The 13,517-nt window shown below is 69.5% G+C and carries 16 protein-coding genes and 3 tRNA genes; 4 read left to right on the forward strand and 15 right to left on the reverse strand.

What is annotated here, in order from left to right; all coding sequences use genetic code 11:
* Positions 1-116: 116 nt before the first annotated feature.
* The 8 genes from rplL to OHA98_RS35285 form a co-directional block, all read right to left on the reverse strand.
* Positions 117-500, reverse strand: coding sequence for a 50S ribosomal protein L7/L12 (gene rplL / locus OHA98_RS35250; protein WP_266931765.1), 384 nt, complete (start codon positions 498-500; stop codon positions 117-119).
* An 85-nt stretch (positions 501-585) separates the two neighbouring features.
* Positions 586-1,146 (reverse strand): 50S ribosomal protein L10, encoded by a 561-nt coding sequence (rplJ, locus tag OHA98_RS35255; RefSeq protein ID WP_266931766.1) that lies wholly within the window; start codon positions 1,144-1,146, stop codon positions 586-588.
* A 288-nt stretch (positions 1,147-1,434) separates the two neighbouring features.
* The gene (locus tag OHA98_RS35260) at positions 1,435-2,358 is read right to left on the reverse strand and encodes a hypothetical protein (RefSeq protein WP_266931767.1); all 924 of its coding nucleotides are present in this window, start codon (positions 2,356-2,358) and stop codon (positions 1,435-1,437) included.
* Positions 2,359-2,531: 173 nt separating this feature from the next.
* The gene (gene rplA, locus OHA98_RS35265; protein ID WP_266931768.1) at positions 2,532-3,254 is read right to left on the reverse strand and encodes a 50S ribosomal protein L1; all 723 of its coding nucleotides are present in this window, start codon (positions 3,252-3,254) and stop codon (positions 2,532-2,534) included.
* An 80-nt stretch (positions 3,255-3,334) separates the two neighbouring features.
* A complete protein-coding gene (gene rplK / locus OHA98_RS35270) occupies positions 3,335-3,769 on the reverse strand; it encodes a 50S ribosomal protein L11 (protein ID WP_003967000.1) in 435 nt (144 codons plus the stop codon).
* A 176-nt stretch (positions 3,770-3,945) separates the two neighbouring features.
* The gene (nusG, locus tag OHA98_RS35275; protein ID WP_266931769.1) at positions 3,946-4,869 is read right to left on the reverse strand and encodes a transcription termination/antitermination protein NusG; all 924 of its coding nucleotides are present in this window, start codon (positions 4,867-4,869) and stop codon (positions 3,946-3,948) included.
* Positions 4,870-4,942: 73 nt separating this feature from the next.
* Positions 4,943-5,230, reverse strand: coding sequence for a preprotein translocase subunit SecE (gene secE, locus OHA98_RS35280; protein ID WP_266931770.1), 288 nt, complete (start codon positions 5,228-5,230; stop codon positions 4,943-4,945).
* Positions 5,231-5,336: 106 nt separating this feature from the next.
* Positions 5,337-5,409, reverse strand: a tRNA-Trp gene (locus OHA98_RS35285).
* Between the two features lie 213 nt (positions 5,410-5,622).
* Here OHA98_RS35285 and OHA98_RS35290 point away from each other — a divergent pair.
* Complete coding sequence (locus tag OHA98_RS35290; RefSeq protein WP_266931771.1) at positions 5,623-6,849, forward strand: pyridoxal phosphate-dependent aminotransferase; 1,227 nt, start codon at positions 5,623-5,625, stop codon at positions 6,847-6,849.
* 123 nt (positions 6,850-6,972) lie between these two features.
* Entirely contained in the window at positions 6,973-7,992 is a 1,020-nt protein-coding gene (locus OHA98_RS35295; RefSeq protein ID WP_266931772.1) for an adenosine deaminase, read from the forward strand.
* Here the strand turns inward: OHA98_RS35295 and OHA98_RS35300 are convergent, their stop codons facing one another.
* The gene (locus OHA98_RS35300) at positions 7,993-8,589 is read right to left on the reverse strand and encodes a TetR/AcrR family transcriptional regulator (RefSeq protein ID WP_266931773.1); all 597 of its coding nucleotides are present in this window, start codon (positions 8,587-8,589) and stop codon (positions 7,993-7,995) included.
* Positions 8,590-8,674: 85 nt separating this feature from the next.
* Between OHA98_RS35300 and OHA98_RS35305 the strand changes: the two genes are divergently transcribed.
* Positions 8,675-9,310: an NAD(P)-dependent oxidoreductase gene (locus OHA98_RS35305; protein WP_266931774.1), complete on the forward strand. Its 636-nt coding sequence runs from the start codon at positions 8,675-8,677 to the stop codon at positions 9,308-9,310.
* Positions 9,311-9,344: 34 nt separating this feature from the next.
* Here the strand turns inward: OHA98_RS35305 and OHA98_RS35310 are convergent, their stop codons facing one another.
* The 6 genes from OHA98_RS35310 to OHA98_RS35335 all read right to left on the reverse strand — a co-directional run bounded on the left by OHA98_RS35310 (position 9,345) and on the right by OHA98_RS35335 (position 11,899).
* Positions 9,345-10,400 (reverse strand): UDP-N-acetylmuramate dehydrogenase, encoded by a 1,056-nt coding sequence (locus OHA98_RS35310; protein WP_266931775.1) that lies wholly within the window; start codon positions 10,398-10,400, stop codon positions 9,345-9,347.
* A gap of 70 nt (positions 10,401-10,470) precedes the next feature.
* On the reverse strand, positions 10,471-10,899 hold the full coding sequence (locus OHA98_RS35315) for a MaoC family dehydratase (RefSeq protein WP_266931776.1): 429 nt from the start codon (positions 10,897-10,899) through the stop codon (positions 10,471-10,473).
* Positions 10,899-11,351 (reverse strand): MaoC family dehydratase N-terminal domain-containing protein, encoded by a 453-nt coding sequence (locus tag OHA98_RS35320; protein WP_266931777.1) that lies wholly within the window; start codon positions 11,349-11,351, stop codon positions 10,899-10,901. The genes OHA98_RS35315 and OHA98_RS35320 overlap by 1 nt, the downstream gene beginning before the upstream one ends.
* Positions 11,352-11,454: 103 nt before the next feature.
* Positions 11,455-11,619: a 50S ribosomal protein L33 gene (rpmG, locus tag OHA98_RS35325; protein ID WP_003956487.1), complete on the reverse strand. Its 165-nt coding sequence runs from the start codon at positions 11,617-11,619 to the stop codon at positions 11,455-11,457.
* Positions 11,620-11,708: 89 nt separating this feature from the next.
* Positions 11,709-11,781: transfer RNA gene (locus OHA98_RS35330), tRNA-Met, on the reverse strand.
* A 45-nt stretch (positions 11,782-11,826) separates the two neighbouring features.
* A tRNA-Thr gene (locus OHA98_RS35335) sits at positions 11,827-11,899 on the reverse strand.
* Between the two features lie 290 nt (positions 11,900-12,189).
* Here OHA98_RS35335 and OHA98_RS35340 point away from each other — a divergent pair.
* Positions 12,190-13,488, forward strand: a complete 1,299-nt coding sequence (locus OHA98_RS35340; protein WP_266931778.1) for an amidohydrolase family protein — start codon at positions 12,190-12,192, stop codon at positions 13,486-13,488.
* Positions 13,489-13,517: the final 29 nt, after the last annotated feature.

A 13,517-nucleotide genomic window follows, 5' to 3' on the forward strand; every position in this document is an offset into this window, starting at 1 on the left:
GGCACGTGCCAAGGGCACGCCAAAGGGCGACCACCCGGATGGGTGATCGCCCTTTGCGATGTGACATCCCCGCCTTGCGGCAGAGACGGTCCTGAGGAGTCAGATGACTCGCAGGGTCACTTGACCTCGACGGAAGCGCCGGCGGCCTTGAGGGACTCGGCAGCCTTCTCGGCGGCCTCCTTGGCGACCTTCTCGAGGACCGGCTTCGGGGTGCCGTCGACGAGGTCCTTGGCCTCCTTCAGACCCAGCGAGGTCAGCTCACGCACGACCTTGATGACCTGGATCTTCTTCTCGCCGGCGCCGGTGAGGATGACGTCGAACTCGTCCTGCTCCTCCGGGGCGTCCGCGGCGGCGGCAGCGCCACCGGCGGCGGCGACGGCGACCGGGGCGGCAGCCTTGACGTCGAACTTCTCCTCGAAGGCCTTGACGAAGTCAGCGAGCTCGATGAGGGTCAGGGTCTCGAACTGCTCGAGCAGCTCGTCCTGGGACAGCTTCGCCATGATGGCGTCCTTCCACTAAGTCGGCAGGTGCCGGGTGTATATGAAGGCGGGCGTACGGGCCCGCTGCGAGCCGTGGAGCGGAGGGTTACTCCGCCACCTCGGCGTCGGCGGGAGCCGGCGTGCCGGCACCGCCCTGCTCGACCTTGGCGCGAAGGGCGTCCGCAGTGCGGACGAACTCCGACAGCGGGGCCTGGAACGTCGCCGCGGCCTTGGCCATCGACGCCTTGATTCCACCGGCCACCTTGGCGAGCAGAACCTCGCGGGACTCGAGGTCCGCGAGCTTCTTGAACTCATCGGCGGACAGCGCCTTACCGTCAAGGACACCGCCCTTGATGATGAGGTTGGGGTTGTCCTTGGCGAAGTCACGAAGACCCTTCGCCGACTCCACCGGGTCACCGGTGACGAAGGCAACCGCCGTCGGACCCGTGAACAGGTCGTCCAGCGTGTTGATCCCGGCCTCGTTGGCCGCAATCTTGGTCAGCGTGTTCTTCACCACGGCGTACTGGGCGTTCTCACCGAGCGAACGGCGCAGCTGCTTGAGCTGTGCCACGGTGAGACCCCGGTACTCGGTCAGCACGGCGGCGTTCGAGCTGCGGAACTGGTCCGTCAGCTCGGCTACCGCGGCAGCCTTGTCGGGCCTTGCCATGAGCGTCGGCCTCCTTCCGGGTGATGAGGACCGCTCAGAAGGGGCCGGAAAAGACGAAACGCCCCAGCACAAGTGCCAGGGCGTAGCTCGACCGGACGAAGTCCGGGAGCTTTCCACAGTCACCTGCGCAGGTCGTCCGTTCTCAGCGGATCCTTCGGCCGTTGTCCCCTCTTGCGAGAGCACAGCGACGACCAGCGGTCTTTGGCTTCTTCAGGAGAGTACGCGACCGGAGCCGCGCCGAGCAAATCCGTCCCGGTTCGGGTGGGTGGGGAAGGTTCCGTACGCCCTTCAGGACGCGTCCGCACCCGCTCCCGCGGCGGCGTCCTGCTGCTGCTTCATGATGTCCTTGAAGTCGACGGTGTCGGAGGCCGACGGCTTCCGCACCGCGGCCTCGGTGCCGTAGTCGCTGTAGAAGACGGTGGAATTGAGCTCCCCGGTCTTCATCGTGCCGCGCTCGGTCTTCTTCACCAGCAGGTTGTTCTTGTCGACCCAGATGTCCACGGTCTCCGTGGTGATGCCGGCCTGGTCGAGCTGCTTCTTGAGCGTGGCGAGCTGCGCGGCGTCCAGGCCCGCGTTCTTGCCGGTGAGCTCCGCCACGTCGACCGTGCCGGAGTAGTGCGTCGTGGCCACCCCGCGCACCTCTTCCTGGCCGACCTTCTTCACATCGCCGGAGGCCAGGAGTGCCTTCACACCCTGTTCGGGGGTGCTGTTCTCCACCTGGCCCTTCATCACGTCGCCGGAGGCGCCGGACACGGCGGCGAGGTCCTTGTACGCGTAGCGGATCCAGTGCTTGCCCCCGATGTTGGCGGCGAAGGCGTCGCCCATGTTGGCGAAGTACTCGTCCTTGAGGTAGCGGGCCTCCATCGAACCGTCGCCACCGGTCTTCTTCAGGGCCTCGCCCATCGTGCCCCCGGTGTACGTGATCTTCAGGGAGCCCTTGAGGCCGTCGCTCCAGTCGATGACACCGCTCTGCGTCATCGACATGTCGGTGCCGATCTTCGTGGAGCCCTCGATCCTGGCCGACTTGGCTCCGCCGGTCTTCTCCTGCACCTGGCGCAGCGCGGTGATTTGTTCGTTCTTCACCGCTCCGCCCGCACGCGTGCCGTCCTTGCCGGCACCGCCGTCGTCGGAACCGCTGCAGGCCGCCACCGACGTCAGTGCCGCCACCGAAGCGAACGCCACGCATACCCGTCGTACAGTCCTGGTCGTCATCTGCCGCTCCACCCTCGTCTCGTCCTGTCGCCCCACACTGGCACAGGGCACCGACAGTTACTCGTACTATCGCCCGCATCCTTCGGATACGAGGACGGGCCCCGCACCTCGAAAGGTTGCGGGGCCCGTCACCGAGCACGCGTGTGACGCGACTACCGGGTGAGCGCGGTGGCTCAGACGGCGGCCGGGTCCTCCTCGACGAGGAGGTTGCGGGTGCGGTTGGCGTCCAGCGGGATGCCGGGGCCCATCGTGGTGGCCAGCGTGGCCTTCTTGATGTAGCGGCCCTTGGCGGCGGACGGCTTCAGACGGAGGATCTCCTCCAGCGCCGCTGCGTAGTTCTCCACCAGCTTGGTCTCGTCGAAGGAGACCTTGCCGATGATGAAGTGCAGGTTCGAGTGCTTGTCGACGCGGAACTCGATCTTGCCGCCCTTGATGTCGTTGACAGCCTTGACGACATCGGGGGTGACGGTGCCGGTCTTCGGGTTCGGCATCAGACCACGCGGACCGAGCACGCGGCCGAGGCGGCCGACCTTGCCCATGAGGTCCGGGGTGGCGACGACGGCGTCGAAGTCCAGACGGCCCTTCGCCACCTCGTCGATGAGCTCGTCGGCGCCGACGATGTCGGCGCCCGCGGCTTCCGCGGCCGCAGCACGGTCACCGGTCGCGAAGACCAGGACCCGGGCGGTCTTGCCGGTGCCGTGCGGGAGGTTCACGGTGCCACGGACCATCTGGTCGGCCTTGCGAGGGTCAACACCCAGGCTGAACGCGACCTCGACGGTGCCGTCGAACTTCGTGGCGGAGGTCTCCTTGGCGAGCCGGACGGCCTCGAGCGGGGCGTAGTTGCGCTCCCGGTCGATCTTGGCGTCCGCAGCGCGGAGGGTCTTGCTGCGCTTCACTTCTACTCCTGTGGTTTCAGAGTGTGGAGTCGTGGTGCGGACCAGCGCTTGGTCCTACCACTGAGGGCTACGGGGCTGAATCAGCCTTCGACCGTGATGCCCATGGAACGGGCGGTGCCAGCGATGATCTTCGACGCGGCGTCGAGGTCGTTGGCGTTCAGGTCGGGGAGCTTCGTCGTGGCGATCTCGCGGACCTGGGCAGCCGTGAGCTTGGCGACCTTGGTCTTGTGCGGCTCGCCGGAGCCCTTGTCCACACCTGCGGCCTTGAGGATCAGCTTGGCGGCCGGCGGAGTCTTGGTGACGAAGGTGAACGAACGGTCTTCGTAGACCGTGATCTCCACCGGCACGACCATGCCACGCTGCGACTCGGTCGCGGCGTTGTAGGCCTTGCAGAACTCCATGATGTTGACGCCGTGCTGACCGAGCGCGGGGCCGACCGGCGGGGCCGGGTTCGCCGCACCGGCGTTGATCTGGAGCTTGATAAGCCCCGTGACCTTCTTCTTCTTGGGAGGCATTGCTCTCTCCGGGTCCTAGTGAGAGTGTTTCGCCGCCATTCCGGTCATCCGGATGGAGGCATACCGCACAACGATAACGGGTATAGCTGCGCGACCAAAAACCAAGCAGGTCAGACGGGCTGTGAAGCCCCTCTGACCTGCTGGGTAGGCATGTGTCCAGAAACCGGCGGGAAGCGCTAGTTCTTCTGGATCTGGTCGAAGCTGAGCTCGACCGGGGTCTCGCGACCGAAGATCTCGACCAGGCCCTTGACCTTCTTCGAGTCGGCGTTGATCTCGTTGATCGTCGCCTGCAGCGTCGCGAACGGGCCGTCGGTGACGGTGACCGAGTCGCCCACCTCGAAGTCCAGCACCTGGACCTCGACCTTGCGGGACGGAGCCGGCTTGCCCTCGGCCTCGGCCGCCTCGCGGGCCGCCTTCTCCTCGGCCTCGGGGGCGAGCATCTTGACGATCTCGTCCAGGGTCAGCGGGTACGGGTCGTAGGCGTTGCCCACGAAGCCGGTGACGCCGGGCGTGTTGCGGACAACGCCCCAGGACTCGTTCGTCAGGTCCATGCGCACCAGGACGTAACCCGGGAGCTTGTTCTGGCGGACGTTCTTGCGCTCACCGTTCTTGATCTGGACGATCTCTTCCTCGGGCACTTCGGCCTGGTAGATGAAGTCCTCGACGTTGAGCGAGACGGCGCGCTGCTCCAGGTTGGCCTTCACGCGCTTCTCGTATCCGGCGTACGTGTGGATGACGTACCACTCGCCGGGGAGACCGCGGAGCTCGTCGCGCAGGGCGGTGACGGGGTCGACGGCGGGGGCCGGCTCGGCCTCTTCCTCGTCGGTCCCGTCGGCGCTCTCGTCGTCGGAGGCCTCGGCCTCGTCGGCCTCGTCCGCCTCGGCGTCGTCCTCCTCGGACGAAGCCTCGACGTCGTCGGACTCCTCCGACTCGACGTGCACGGCGTCCTGCTCGGCGGGCTCGCCCGCGGCCTCGTCGGCCGCTTCGGCCTGGTCCGGCTCCACGGAATCAGCAGCCTCAACGATGTCGAGCTCGTCCTTGGCGGACTCGAAGGCGCCAGCCTCGGGCTCGACGGCGTCGTTCAGGTTCGGGTCAGACACGATGGCTGCTTCTTCCTGGATACAAAGGGGTGGAACATGCGAAAGGGGCGCCGGTTCGGACGCCTTCCGCGGATCAGCCGAAGACGTACTTGATGACCCGCGCGAATCCCATGTCAATGACGGTAACAAGACCAATCATGACAACGACGAACACGATCACCACGGTGGTGTAGGTCGTCAGCTGGTTGCGAGTCGGCCAGACAACCTTACGGAGCTCGGCGACGATCTGGCGGTAGAACAGCGCGAGGCGCCCCAGAGGGCCCTTCTTGCCGCGCTTGCCGCCCTTCCGGGTCTTCTTCTTCGACTCGGGGACTTCATCCTCGGCATCAGGCATGTCGATGGAGCCCACGGCGTCCGTCACGCTACTCACCTGATTCCGGGTCGTGGCCGTGCCGCGCCCGGTGGAGCCGCACGGCTGTGCAATGAAGTACGTACATGCGCACACATCCTGGCGAAGGAGTGTGTAGCAGGGCCGGAGGGACTTGAACCCCCAACCGCTGGTTTTGGAGACCAGTGCTCTACCAATTGAGCTACGACCCTTTGTGGTTTCCACCAACCTACCGCATGCTCCCGGGTGACCGGATGCGTGAACGGTGCGGCTGGTGAAGGCCAACGACAGGTGAGTGTACGTGCTCGGGGCCGTCGCGTCGAACAGACAGGAACCGACCGGCCCCGTCCGCATGCTGTCCACGTCCTGTCCGGTCCCTGAAACCGCTGTGCCGACGGCGATTCCTGTCTGGGACCATGGGGGGCATGAGCGCTGCAACTTCTCCCTCCGAGCGCCGGGTTTCCGCCCGCATCGGTGCGATTTCCGAGTCCGCGACCCTCGCCGTCGACGCCAAGGCCAAGGCCCTCAAGGCCGCCGGGCGCCCGGTGATCGGCTTCGGCGCCGGTGAGCCGGACTTCCCCACCCCCGGCTACATCGTCGACGCCGCGGTCGAGGCCTGCCGCAACCCGAAGTACCACCGCTACACCCCGGCGGGCGGGCTTCCCGAGCTCAAGGCCGCCATCGCGGAGAAGACGCTGCGCGACTCCGGCTACGAGGTCGACGCCTCCCAGGTCCTGGTGACCAACGGCGGCAAGCAGGCCATCTACGAGGCGTTCGCCGCGATCCTCGACCCGGGCGACGAGGTCATCGTCCCCGCCCCGTACTGGACCACCTACCCCGAGTCGATCCGTCTCGCGGGCGGTGTCCCGGTCGAGGTCGTCGCCGACGAGACCACCGGCTACCGGGTCTCCGTCGAGCAGCTCGAAGCCGCGCGCACCGAGCGCACGAAGGTCGTCCTGTTCGTCTCGCCGTCCAACCCGACCGGCGCCGTCTACAGCGAGGCCGACGCCGAGGCGATCGGCCGCTGGGCCGTCGAGCACGGCCTGTGGGTGCTGACCGACGAGATCTACGAGCACCTCGTCTACGGCGACGCGACGTTCACCTCGCTCCCGGCGATCGTGCCCGAGCTGCGCGACAAGTGCATCGTGGTCAACGGTGTCGCCAAGACGTACGCGATGACCGGCTGGCGCGTGGGCTGGATCATCGGCCCGAAGGATGTCGTGAAGGCCGCGACCAACCTCCAGTCGCACGCCACCTCCAACGTCTCCAACGTGGCCCAGGTCGCCGCACTGGCCGCCGTCTCCGGCCCGCTGGACGCCGTCGACGAGATGCGCACCGCCTTCGACCGCCGGCGCAACCTCATCGTGCGGATGCTCAACGAGATCGACGGCGTGCTCTGCCCGGAGCCCGAGGGCGCGTTCTACGCCTACCCGTCGGTGAAGGAGCTGCTCGGCAAGGAGATCCGCGGCAAGCGCCCCGCCACCTCGGTGGAGCTCGCGGCGCTCATCCTGGACGAGGCCGAGGTCGCCGTCGTACCGGGCGAGGCCTTCGGTACGCCGGGTTACCTGCGGCTTTCGTACGCCCTGGGCGACGACGACCTCGTCGAGGGCGTCTCGCGGCTCCAGAAGCTGCTGGGCGAGGCCAAGGCCTGACCGGTACGCCCACCCCATGAGAAGTGCCTCCCGGCCGCGGCCGGGGGGCACTTTTTGTTCGATCGGTGCCCCAGGAGGGAAAGCGGCTTCCGCTCCGGGCCGCCCGTGCGGCAGGATCTTCCGATGGAGCGTGATGTACGTCTGTTGCCCAAGGCCCACCTGCACCTGCACTTCACCGGGTCGATGCGGCCCACCACCCTGCTCGAACTAGCCGACAAGTACGGCGTGCACCTGCCCGAGGCACTGACCGGCGGCGAGCCGCCCAGGCTGCGGGCGACCGACGAGCGGGGCTGGTTCCGCTTCCAGCGGCTCTACGACATCGCCCGGTCCTGCCTGAGGTCCCCGGAGGACATCCAGCGGCTCGTGCGCGAGAGCGCCCAGGAGGACGTCGTGGACGGCTCCGGGTGGCTGGAGATCCAGGTCGACCCCACCTCGTACGCCCCGCTGCTCGGCGGGCTGATCCCGGCCATCGAGATCATCCTGGACGCCGTGGACAGCGCCTCCCGGGAGACCGGGCTCGGGATGCGGGTGGTGATCGCCGCGAACCGGATGAAGCACCCGCTGGACGCCCGGACCCTGGCGCGGCTCGCCGTGCGGTACGCGGACCGGGGCGTCGTCGGCTTCGGGCTCTCCAACGACGAGCGCCGGGGCATGGCCCGCGACTTCGACCGTGCCTTCGCCATCGCCCGTGAGGGTGGCCTCCTCGCGGCACCGCACGGCGGTGAGCTGTCGGGTCCGGCCAGTGTGCGCGACTGCCTCGACGACCTCGGCGCGGCCCGGATCGGGCACGGCGTACGGGCCGCCGAGGACCCCCGGCTGCTGCGCAAGCTGGCGGAGCGCGGGGTGACCTGCGAGGTCTGCCCGTCCTCCAACGTGGCGCTCGGGGTCTACGAGAAGCCCGCGGACGTACCGCTGCGCACCCTGTTCGACGCGGGAGTCCCGTTGGCCCTCGGGGCGGACGACCCGCTGCTGTTCGGTTCCCGGCTGGCCGCGCAGTACGACCTCGTACGCCGCCACCACGGCTTCACCGACGAGGAGCTGGCGGAGCTGGCGCGGCAGTCCGTACGGGGGTCGGCGGCGCCGGCGGACGTGGCGCAGAAGATGCTGACCGGGATCGACGACTGGCTGACGGCTGTCCCGTAGCTAACCGATTCCGCCCAGCAGGGTGCGGGCGATCGAGGCGGCGAATTCGTCGAGCGGCTGCGGCGGCGTGCGGCCGGGTGCCATCTCGTAGACGAAGGCGCGCTGGGCGCAGGCGCCGAGCAGCAGTGAGGCCGCGGCATAGGTGTCGGCGTCACCGCGGACACGGCCCACCCGCTGTTCGGCCCGGAGATAGGCGTCGAGGCCCTGGATCGGCTTGTGCGGCCCGGTGTCCAGCTCCCGCATGGCCTCCTCGTGGCGGCGCTTGAGCTGGGGCTCGGCGTACAGAGACGCGGCCATCGGGAAGCTCTGCTGGTAGAACAGCGCCGCCTGGCGGGCGATCTCGGTGAGGTTGTGCTCGATGTCCCCCTCCCCCGGTTCGGCCGCCAGGGCGCTCAGGAGGCTGCCGAGCTCGGGCAGCCGCTCGCCGAGCACCGTCACGAACAGCTCCTCCTTGCCGGAGAAGTACTTGTACAGCGCCGCTTCCGAACAGCCCGCGGCCTTGGCGATCTCCTTGGTGGTGGTCCGGGCGAGGCCTATGCCGAGCATCAGCTCATGGGCGGCGTCGACGATGCGGACACGGGTCGGTCTCTGGTCCATGGGTGCTCCAACCAACCTTGACGAGAGGGTGAGTATCCACTCACCCTATGGGTGAGTGAGTACTTACCCACCCGAGGAGTGCACCATGAGGATCACCGTGTTCGGCTCGACGGGCGGCATCGGCCAGGAGCTCGTGCGTCAGGGGACCGAGGCCGGTCACGAGGTGACGATCGTGGTCCGTGACCCGGAGAGGCTCCCGGAGGGGCCGGCCGGTGCGGCGGTCCACGACGTCGTGCGGCTCGACGACCCGGCCGCGGTGCGCGCGGCGGTGGCGGGCCGGGACGCGGTGCTCTCCGGGCTGGGGTCGCGCGGCCGGAAGGCCGGCGGGGTCGCGGAGCGGCTGACCGGGCTGGTGCTGGCGGCGATGGAGGCCGAGGGGGTGCGGCGGCTGCTGGTGGTGAGCGCGACGCCGGTCGGTCCCGAGGCCGCCGGTGACCCGCTGGTGGACCGGCTGGCCCGCAGGGCGGTCGGGGCGGTCCTCAAGGAGATCTACGCCGACCTGACGCGGATGGAGGAGGCCCTCGCCCGTTCCGCGACGGACTGGACGTCCGTACGGCCGCCGAAACTGACGGACGGGCCGCGCACGGGGGCCTACCGGACGGTCATCGGCGGCACCCCGCGCAGCGCCCGGTCCCTCTCACGGGCCGACGTGGCGCACGCGATGCTGGCGCTGATCGACGATCCGGCGGCCGTGAAGCAGGGCGTGGGCGTCGCCTACTGAGCGTCGGCCGGCCGCTCCCCGCCCTGCCCCGCTCCTACAGGCTCACGCCGACGGTCACGGGTTCGTTGACCAGGGTGACGCCGAAGGCCTCGTGGACCCCGGCGACGACCTCGCGGGCCAGGGCCAGCAGGTCCTCGGTGGTCGCCCCGCCCCGGTTGGTGAGGGCGAGGGTGTGCTTGGTGGAGATACGGGCCGGGCCGGTGCCATAGCCCTTGGTGAAGCCCGCCCTGTCGATCAGCCAGGCCGCCGACGTCTTCGTACGGCCGTCCCCGGTGGGGAACGCCGGGGGCACCGTGCCGTCGCCGAGCCGTTCCCGTACGCGGTCCAGGAAGGCCTCGTACTGGGCCGGTCCGAGGATGGGGTTGGTGAAGAAGGAGCCGGCCGACCAGGTGTCGTGGTCCTCGGGGTCCAGCACCATGCCCTTGCCCGCGCGGAGCCGGAGCACCGTTTCGCGGGCGGCCGAGGCGGGAACGCGTTCGCCCTGTTCCACACCCATGGCGCGGGCCGTTTCGGGGTACCTGAGCGGCGCGGACTGGCCTGCCGCCTCTTCCAGCTCGAAACGGACACGGAGCACCACGAAGCGATCGGGTTCCGCCTTGAACCGGCTGTGCCGGTACGAGAACGCGCACTCGGCGTTCGGGATCGTGACCGTGTCACGCGTGTACCGGTCGTAGGCGACGACCTCCGTGATCGTGGAGGACACCTCCTGGCCGTACGCGCCGACGTTCTGGATCGGCGTCGCACCCGCGGAGCCCGGGATACCGGCCAGGCACTCGATTCCCGCGAGACCGGCCTCGACCGTGCGGGCGACGGCGTCGGTCCACACCTCCCCGGCCGCCAGCTCCAGCGTCGTACCGGACAGGGCGAAGCCCTTGGTCGCGATGCGCAGGGCGGTGCCGTCGAAGCCCTTGTCGCCGATGACCAGATTGGATCCGCCGCCGATGACCAGGAGCGGGGTGCCGCTCCCGTCGGCCTCGCGCACGGCGGCGATCACCTCGGCGTCGGTGGTGGCCGTGAGAAGGCGGGCCGCGGGGCCGCCGAGCCGGAAGGTGGTCAGGGGGGCGAGGGGGGCGTCGTGGAGTTCCTGCACGGGGACAAGCGTACGGTCCGCGCCCCCGCCTCCTCGGCCGGGCCACGGACCGTACGTACGCGACGGGCTCTCAGGCGAGCCGGACGACCGCCCGGGACATGCCGAGCACCTTCTTGCCGTCGCACACGGCGACCAGATCGACCCGCACCTGACGGTCGTCCAGCTTCGCGGCGACCTTGCCGCTGACCTCGATCAGCGCACCCTTGTCATCGTTCGGCACGACGACCGGCTTGGTGAACCGCACCCCGTAGTCGATGACCGCACCCGGATCCCCGGCCCAGTCCGTGACCACGCGGATCGCCTCGGCCATCGTGAACATGCCGTGCGCAATCACATCCGGCAGCCCGACCTCGCGTGCGAACTTCTCGTTCCAGTGGATCGGGTTGAAGTCGCCCGAGGCACCCGCGTACTGCACCAGCGTCGCCCGCGTCACCGGGAACGACCGCGCCGGCAGCTCCGTGCCCACCTCGACCGACTCGTAACTGATCTTCGCCGTCATCACGCCTCCTCGGCGGCGCGCGCCACCAGCTTCGTCAGCGCCGTCACCACGAGCGCACCGGACTCGTCGTGCACATCGCCCCGGATGTCCAGGATGTCGTTGCCCGCCAGGGACTTGATGCCCTCGATCGTCGAGGTGACCGTGAGCCGGTCCCCCGCCCGCACCGGGCGCACGTACGTGAACTTCTGATCGCCGTGCACCACGCGGCTGTAGTCCAGCCCCAGCTGCGGGTCCTGCACGACCACTCCGGCGGCCTTGAACGTGATCGAGAAGACAAAGGTGGGCGGCGCGATCACATCGGAATGCCCGAGCGCCCGTGCGGCCTCCGGATCGACGTACGCCGCATTGATGTCGCCCACCGCCTCGGCGAACTCGCGGATCTTCTCCCGGCCGACCTCGTACGCCGGAGTGGGCGGATAGGTCCGCCCCACGAAGGACTGGTCGAGCGCCATGAGCTCGCTACCTCCTGATGAAAGACGAATAACAGCGGGGAACGGCCCCAGACAACGACACGAGGCCGCCCCCAGAGGGGACGGCCTCGTGTACGAGCCTGATTCAGCGCGTTTCGCGGTGCGCGGTGTGCGAGTTGCAGCGCGGGCAGTGCTTCTTCATCTCAAGACGGTCCGGGTTGTTACGCCGGTTCTTCTTGGTGATGTAGTTCCGCTCCTTGCACTCCACGCAGGCCAGCGTGATCTTCGGGCGGACGTCGGTGGCAGCCACGTGAGTGCTCCTTGGACGGACGGATGGACGGATGAACGCATAAAAGAGTAGCCGATCGAAGGACCGACCCCACAATCGGCTACCGTTAGTAGCGGTGACCGGACTTGAACCGGTGACACAGCGATTATGAGCCGCTTGCTCTACCGACTGAGCTACACCGCTTTGATGACGAGTCCCCCCGCCGAAGCGGGGTTTCCCGATCACCAGAGCCCCAATGCGGAATCGAACCGCAGACCTTCTCCTTACCATGGAGACGCTCTACCGACTGAGCTATTGGGGCGAGCGATGAAGACATTACACGGTCCTCCGCCGATCGCCCAAATCCGTTTCCGCGACCCGTGCCGGGCACCGGAACCGCGCCCCGCCGAGCCCCCCGGGCGGGCCGTGAACAGCGCCGTGATCAGGGCCTTGATCGAGTTCCCGGCACAGCCCCGCCGCAGCCGTGAAGCGGGACTCGGCACGCCCCACGAGCCACACCGGTACGACTATTCCGCTCCTCCTCGAAGCGGGCCCGGAGCCCCCCTAGGCTCGACCCACTCCAAGTGATCTTGCACCCCTCCCAGGAGCGCGATGCCCGACAGCCAGCCGCGGCGGCCCGACGACAGCGTGCCCGGCGGCGCCGACGCGGCCGCCCACGACGCCACCGCCGGCGACACCCCCGCGCTCGTCCTCTCCGGCGCCCGGCTCACCGACGGCCGCACCGTGGACGTACGGCTCGGTGGCAGCCGTATCGAAGCCGTCGGCACCACGGGCAGCCTCGGCGCCCGGGGGCCCCGTGTCGACCTGCGCGGGTACCTCCTGCTCCCGGCCCCCGCCGAGCCCCACGCCCACAGCGACACCGCGCTCACGGCCGACAGCGCGGGCCCCGGCAGCCCCGGCCCGGCCTCCCACCGCGCCGAGGACATCCAGCGCCGCGCCACCGAGGCCGCCCTGCTCCAGCTCGGCCACGGCGCCACCGCCCTGCGCTCCCACGTGCGCATCGGGGACGTCCAGGGCCTGGCCCGCCTCGAAGCCGTCCTCCAGGCCCGGCGGGCGCTGCGCGGCCTCGCCGATCTCACCGCCGTCGCCGTCCCCCGCCTGCTCACCGGCATCGCGGGCGCCGACGGCCTCGCCGTGCTCCGCGACGCCGTGAAAATGGGCGCCGGGGTCATCGGCGGCTGCCCCGACCTCGATCCCGACCCCACCGGCTACACCGAAGCCGTCCTGGAGATCGCCGCCGAACACGGCTGCCCCGTCGACCTGCACACGGACAGTGACGATCCCGCCCGGCTCGCCCGGCTCGCCGCCATGGCCGGCGGGCTGCGCCCCGGCGTCGCCATCGGGCCGTGCGCCGGACTCGCCCAGCTCCCCCACGACGCCGCCACCCGCGCCGCCGACCAGCTGGCCGCCGCCGGAGTCACCGTCATCTGCCTGCCCCAGGGCGGCTGCTGCGGCGCGGAACGGCGCGGGACCGCGCCCGTACGCCTCCTGCGCGCCGCCGGCGTACGCGTCGCGGCAGGCAGCGGGGCGCTGCGCGACGCTTCCAACCCCGTCGGCCGGGGCGACCCCCTCGAAGCCGCCTACCTCCTGGCCTCGCAGAACGGCCTGCGCGCCGAACACGCATACGACGCCGTCTCCGTCACCGCCCGGGAGGCCATGGGCCTGCCCGAGGTGCGGGTCGAGGCCGGCTTCCCCGCCGAGCTCCTCGCCGTCCGGGGGGACACGGTCGCCGGGGTGCTCTCGCTCGCCTACAGCCGGATCGTCGTGCACCGGGGCCGGGTGGTCGCCCGTACCAGCGCCGTACGCGAGTACTGCGACTCCGAGACCACGGTCGCCCTCGGCCTTCCCCGCCAGGGCCGCCCCGACTCGCAGCCCGGCGGCAGGTCTTGAGCGCGCCGCCGCACTCCGGCGTACGGTCG

It is taken from the genome of Streptomyces sp. NBC_00654 (genome assembly GCF_026341775.1).
Lineage (GTDB): Bacteria > Actinomycetota > Actinomycetes > Streptomycetales > Streptomycetaceae > Streptomyces.

Excerpts from the sequence above, each read along its gene's own strand:
- OHA98_RS35295 (WP_266931772.1), top strand. The coding sequence starts at position 6,973 with ATGGAGCGTGATGTACGTCTGTTGCCCAAGGCCCACCTGCACCTGCAC.
- OHA98_RS35290 (WP_266931771.1), top strand. The coding sequence starts at position 5,623 with ATGAGCGCTGCAACTTCTCCCTCCGAGCGCCGGGTTTCCGCCCGCATC.
- OHA98_RS35260 (WP_266931767.1), bottom strand. The coding sequence starts at position 2,358 with ATGACGACCAGGACTGTACGACGGGTATGCGTGGCGTTCGCTTCGGTG.
- OHA98_RS35305 (WP_266931774.1), top strand. The coding sequence starts at position 8,675 with ATGAGGATCACCGTGTTCGGCTCGACGGGCGGCATCGGCCAGGAGCTC.
- rplJ (WP_266931766.1), bottom strand. The coding sequence starts at position 1,146 with ATGGCAAGGCCCGACAAGGCTGCCGCGGTAGCCGAGCTGACGGACCAG.
- OHA98_RS35315 (WP_266931776.1), bottom strand. The coding sequence starts at position 10,899 with ATGACGGCGAAGATCAGTTACGAGTCGGTCGAGGTGGGCACGGAGCTG.
- OHA98_RS35320 (WP_266931777.1), bottom strand. The coding sequence starts at position 11,351 with ATGGCGCTCGACCAGTCCTTCGTGGGGCGGACCTATCCGCCCACTCCG.
- OHA98_RS35300 (WP_266931773.1), bottom strand. The coding sequence starts at position 8,589 with ATGGACCAGAGACCGACCCGTGTCCGCATCGTCGACGCCGCCCATGAG.
- rplK (WP_003967000.1), bottom strand. The coding sequence starts at position 3,769 with ATGCCTCCCAAGAAGAAGAAGGTCACGGGGCTTATCAAGCTCCAGATC.
- rplL (WP_266931765.1), bottom strand. The coding sequence starts at position 500 with ATGGCGAAGCTGTCCCAGGACGAGCTGCTCGAGCAGTTCGAGACCCTG.
- OHA98_RS35340 (WP_266931778.1), top strand. The coding sequence starts at position 12,190 with ATGCCCGACAGCCAGCCGCGGCGGCCCGACGACAGCGTGCCCGGCGGC.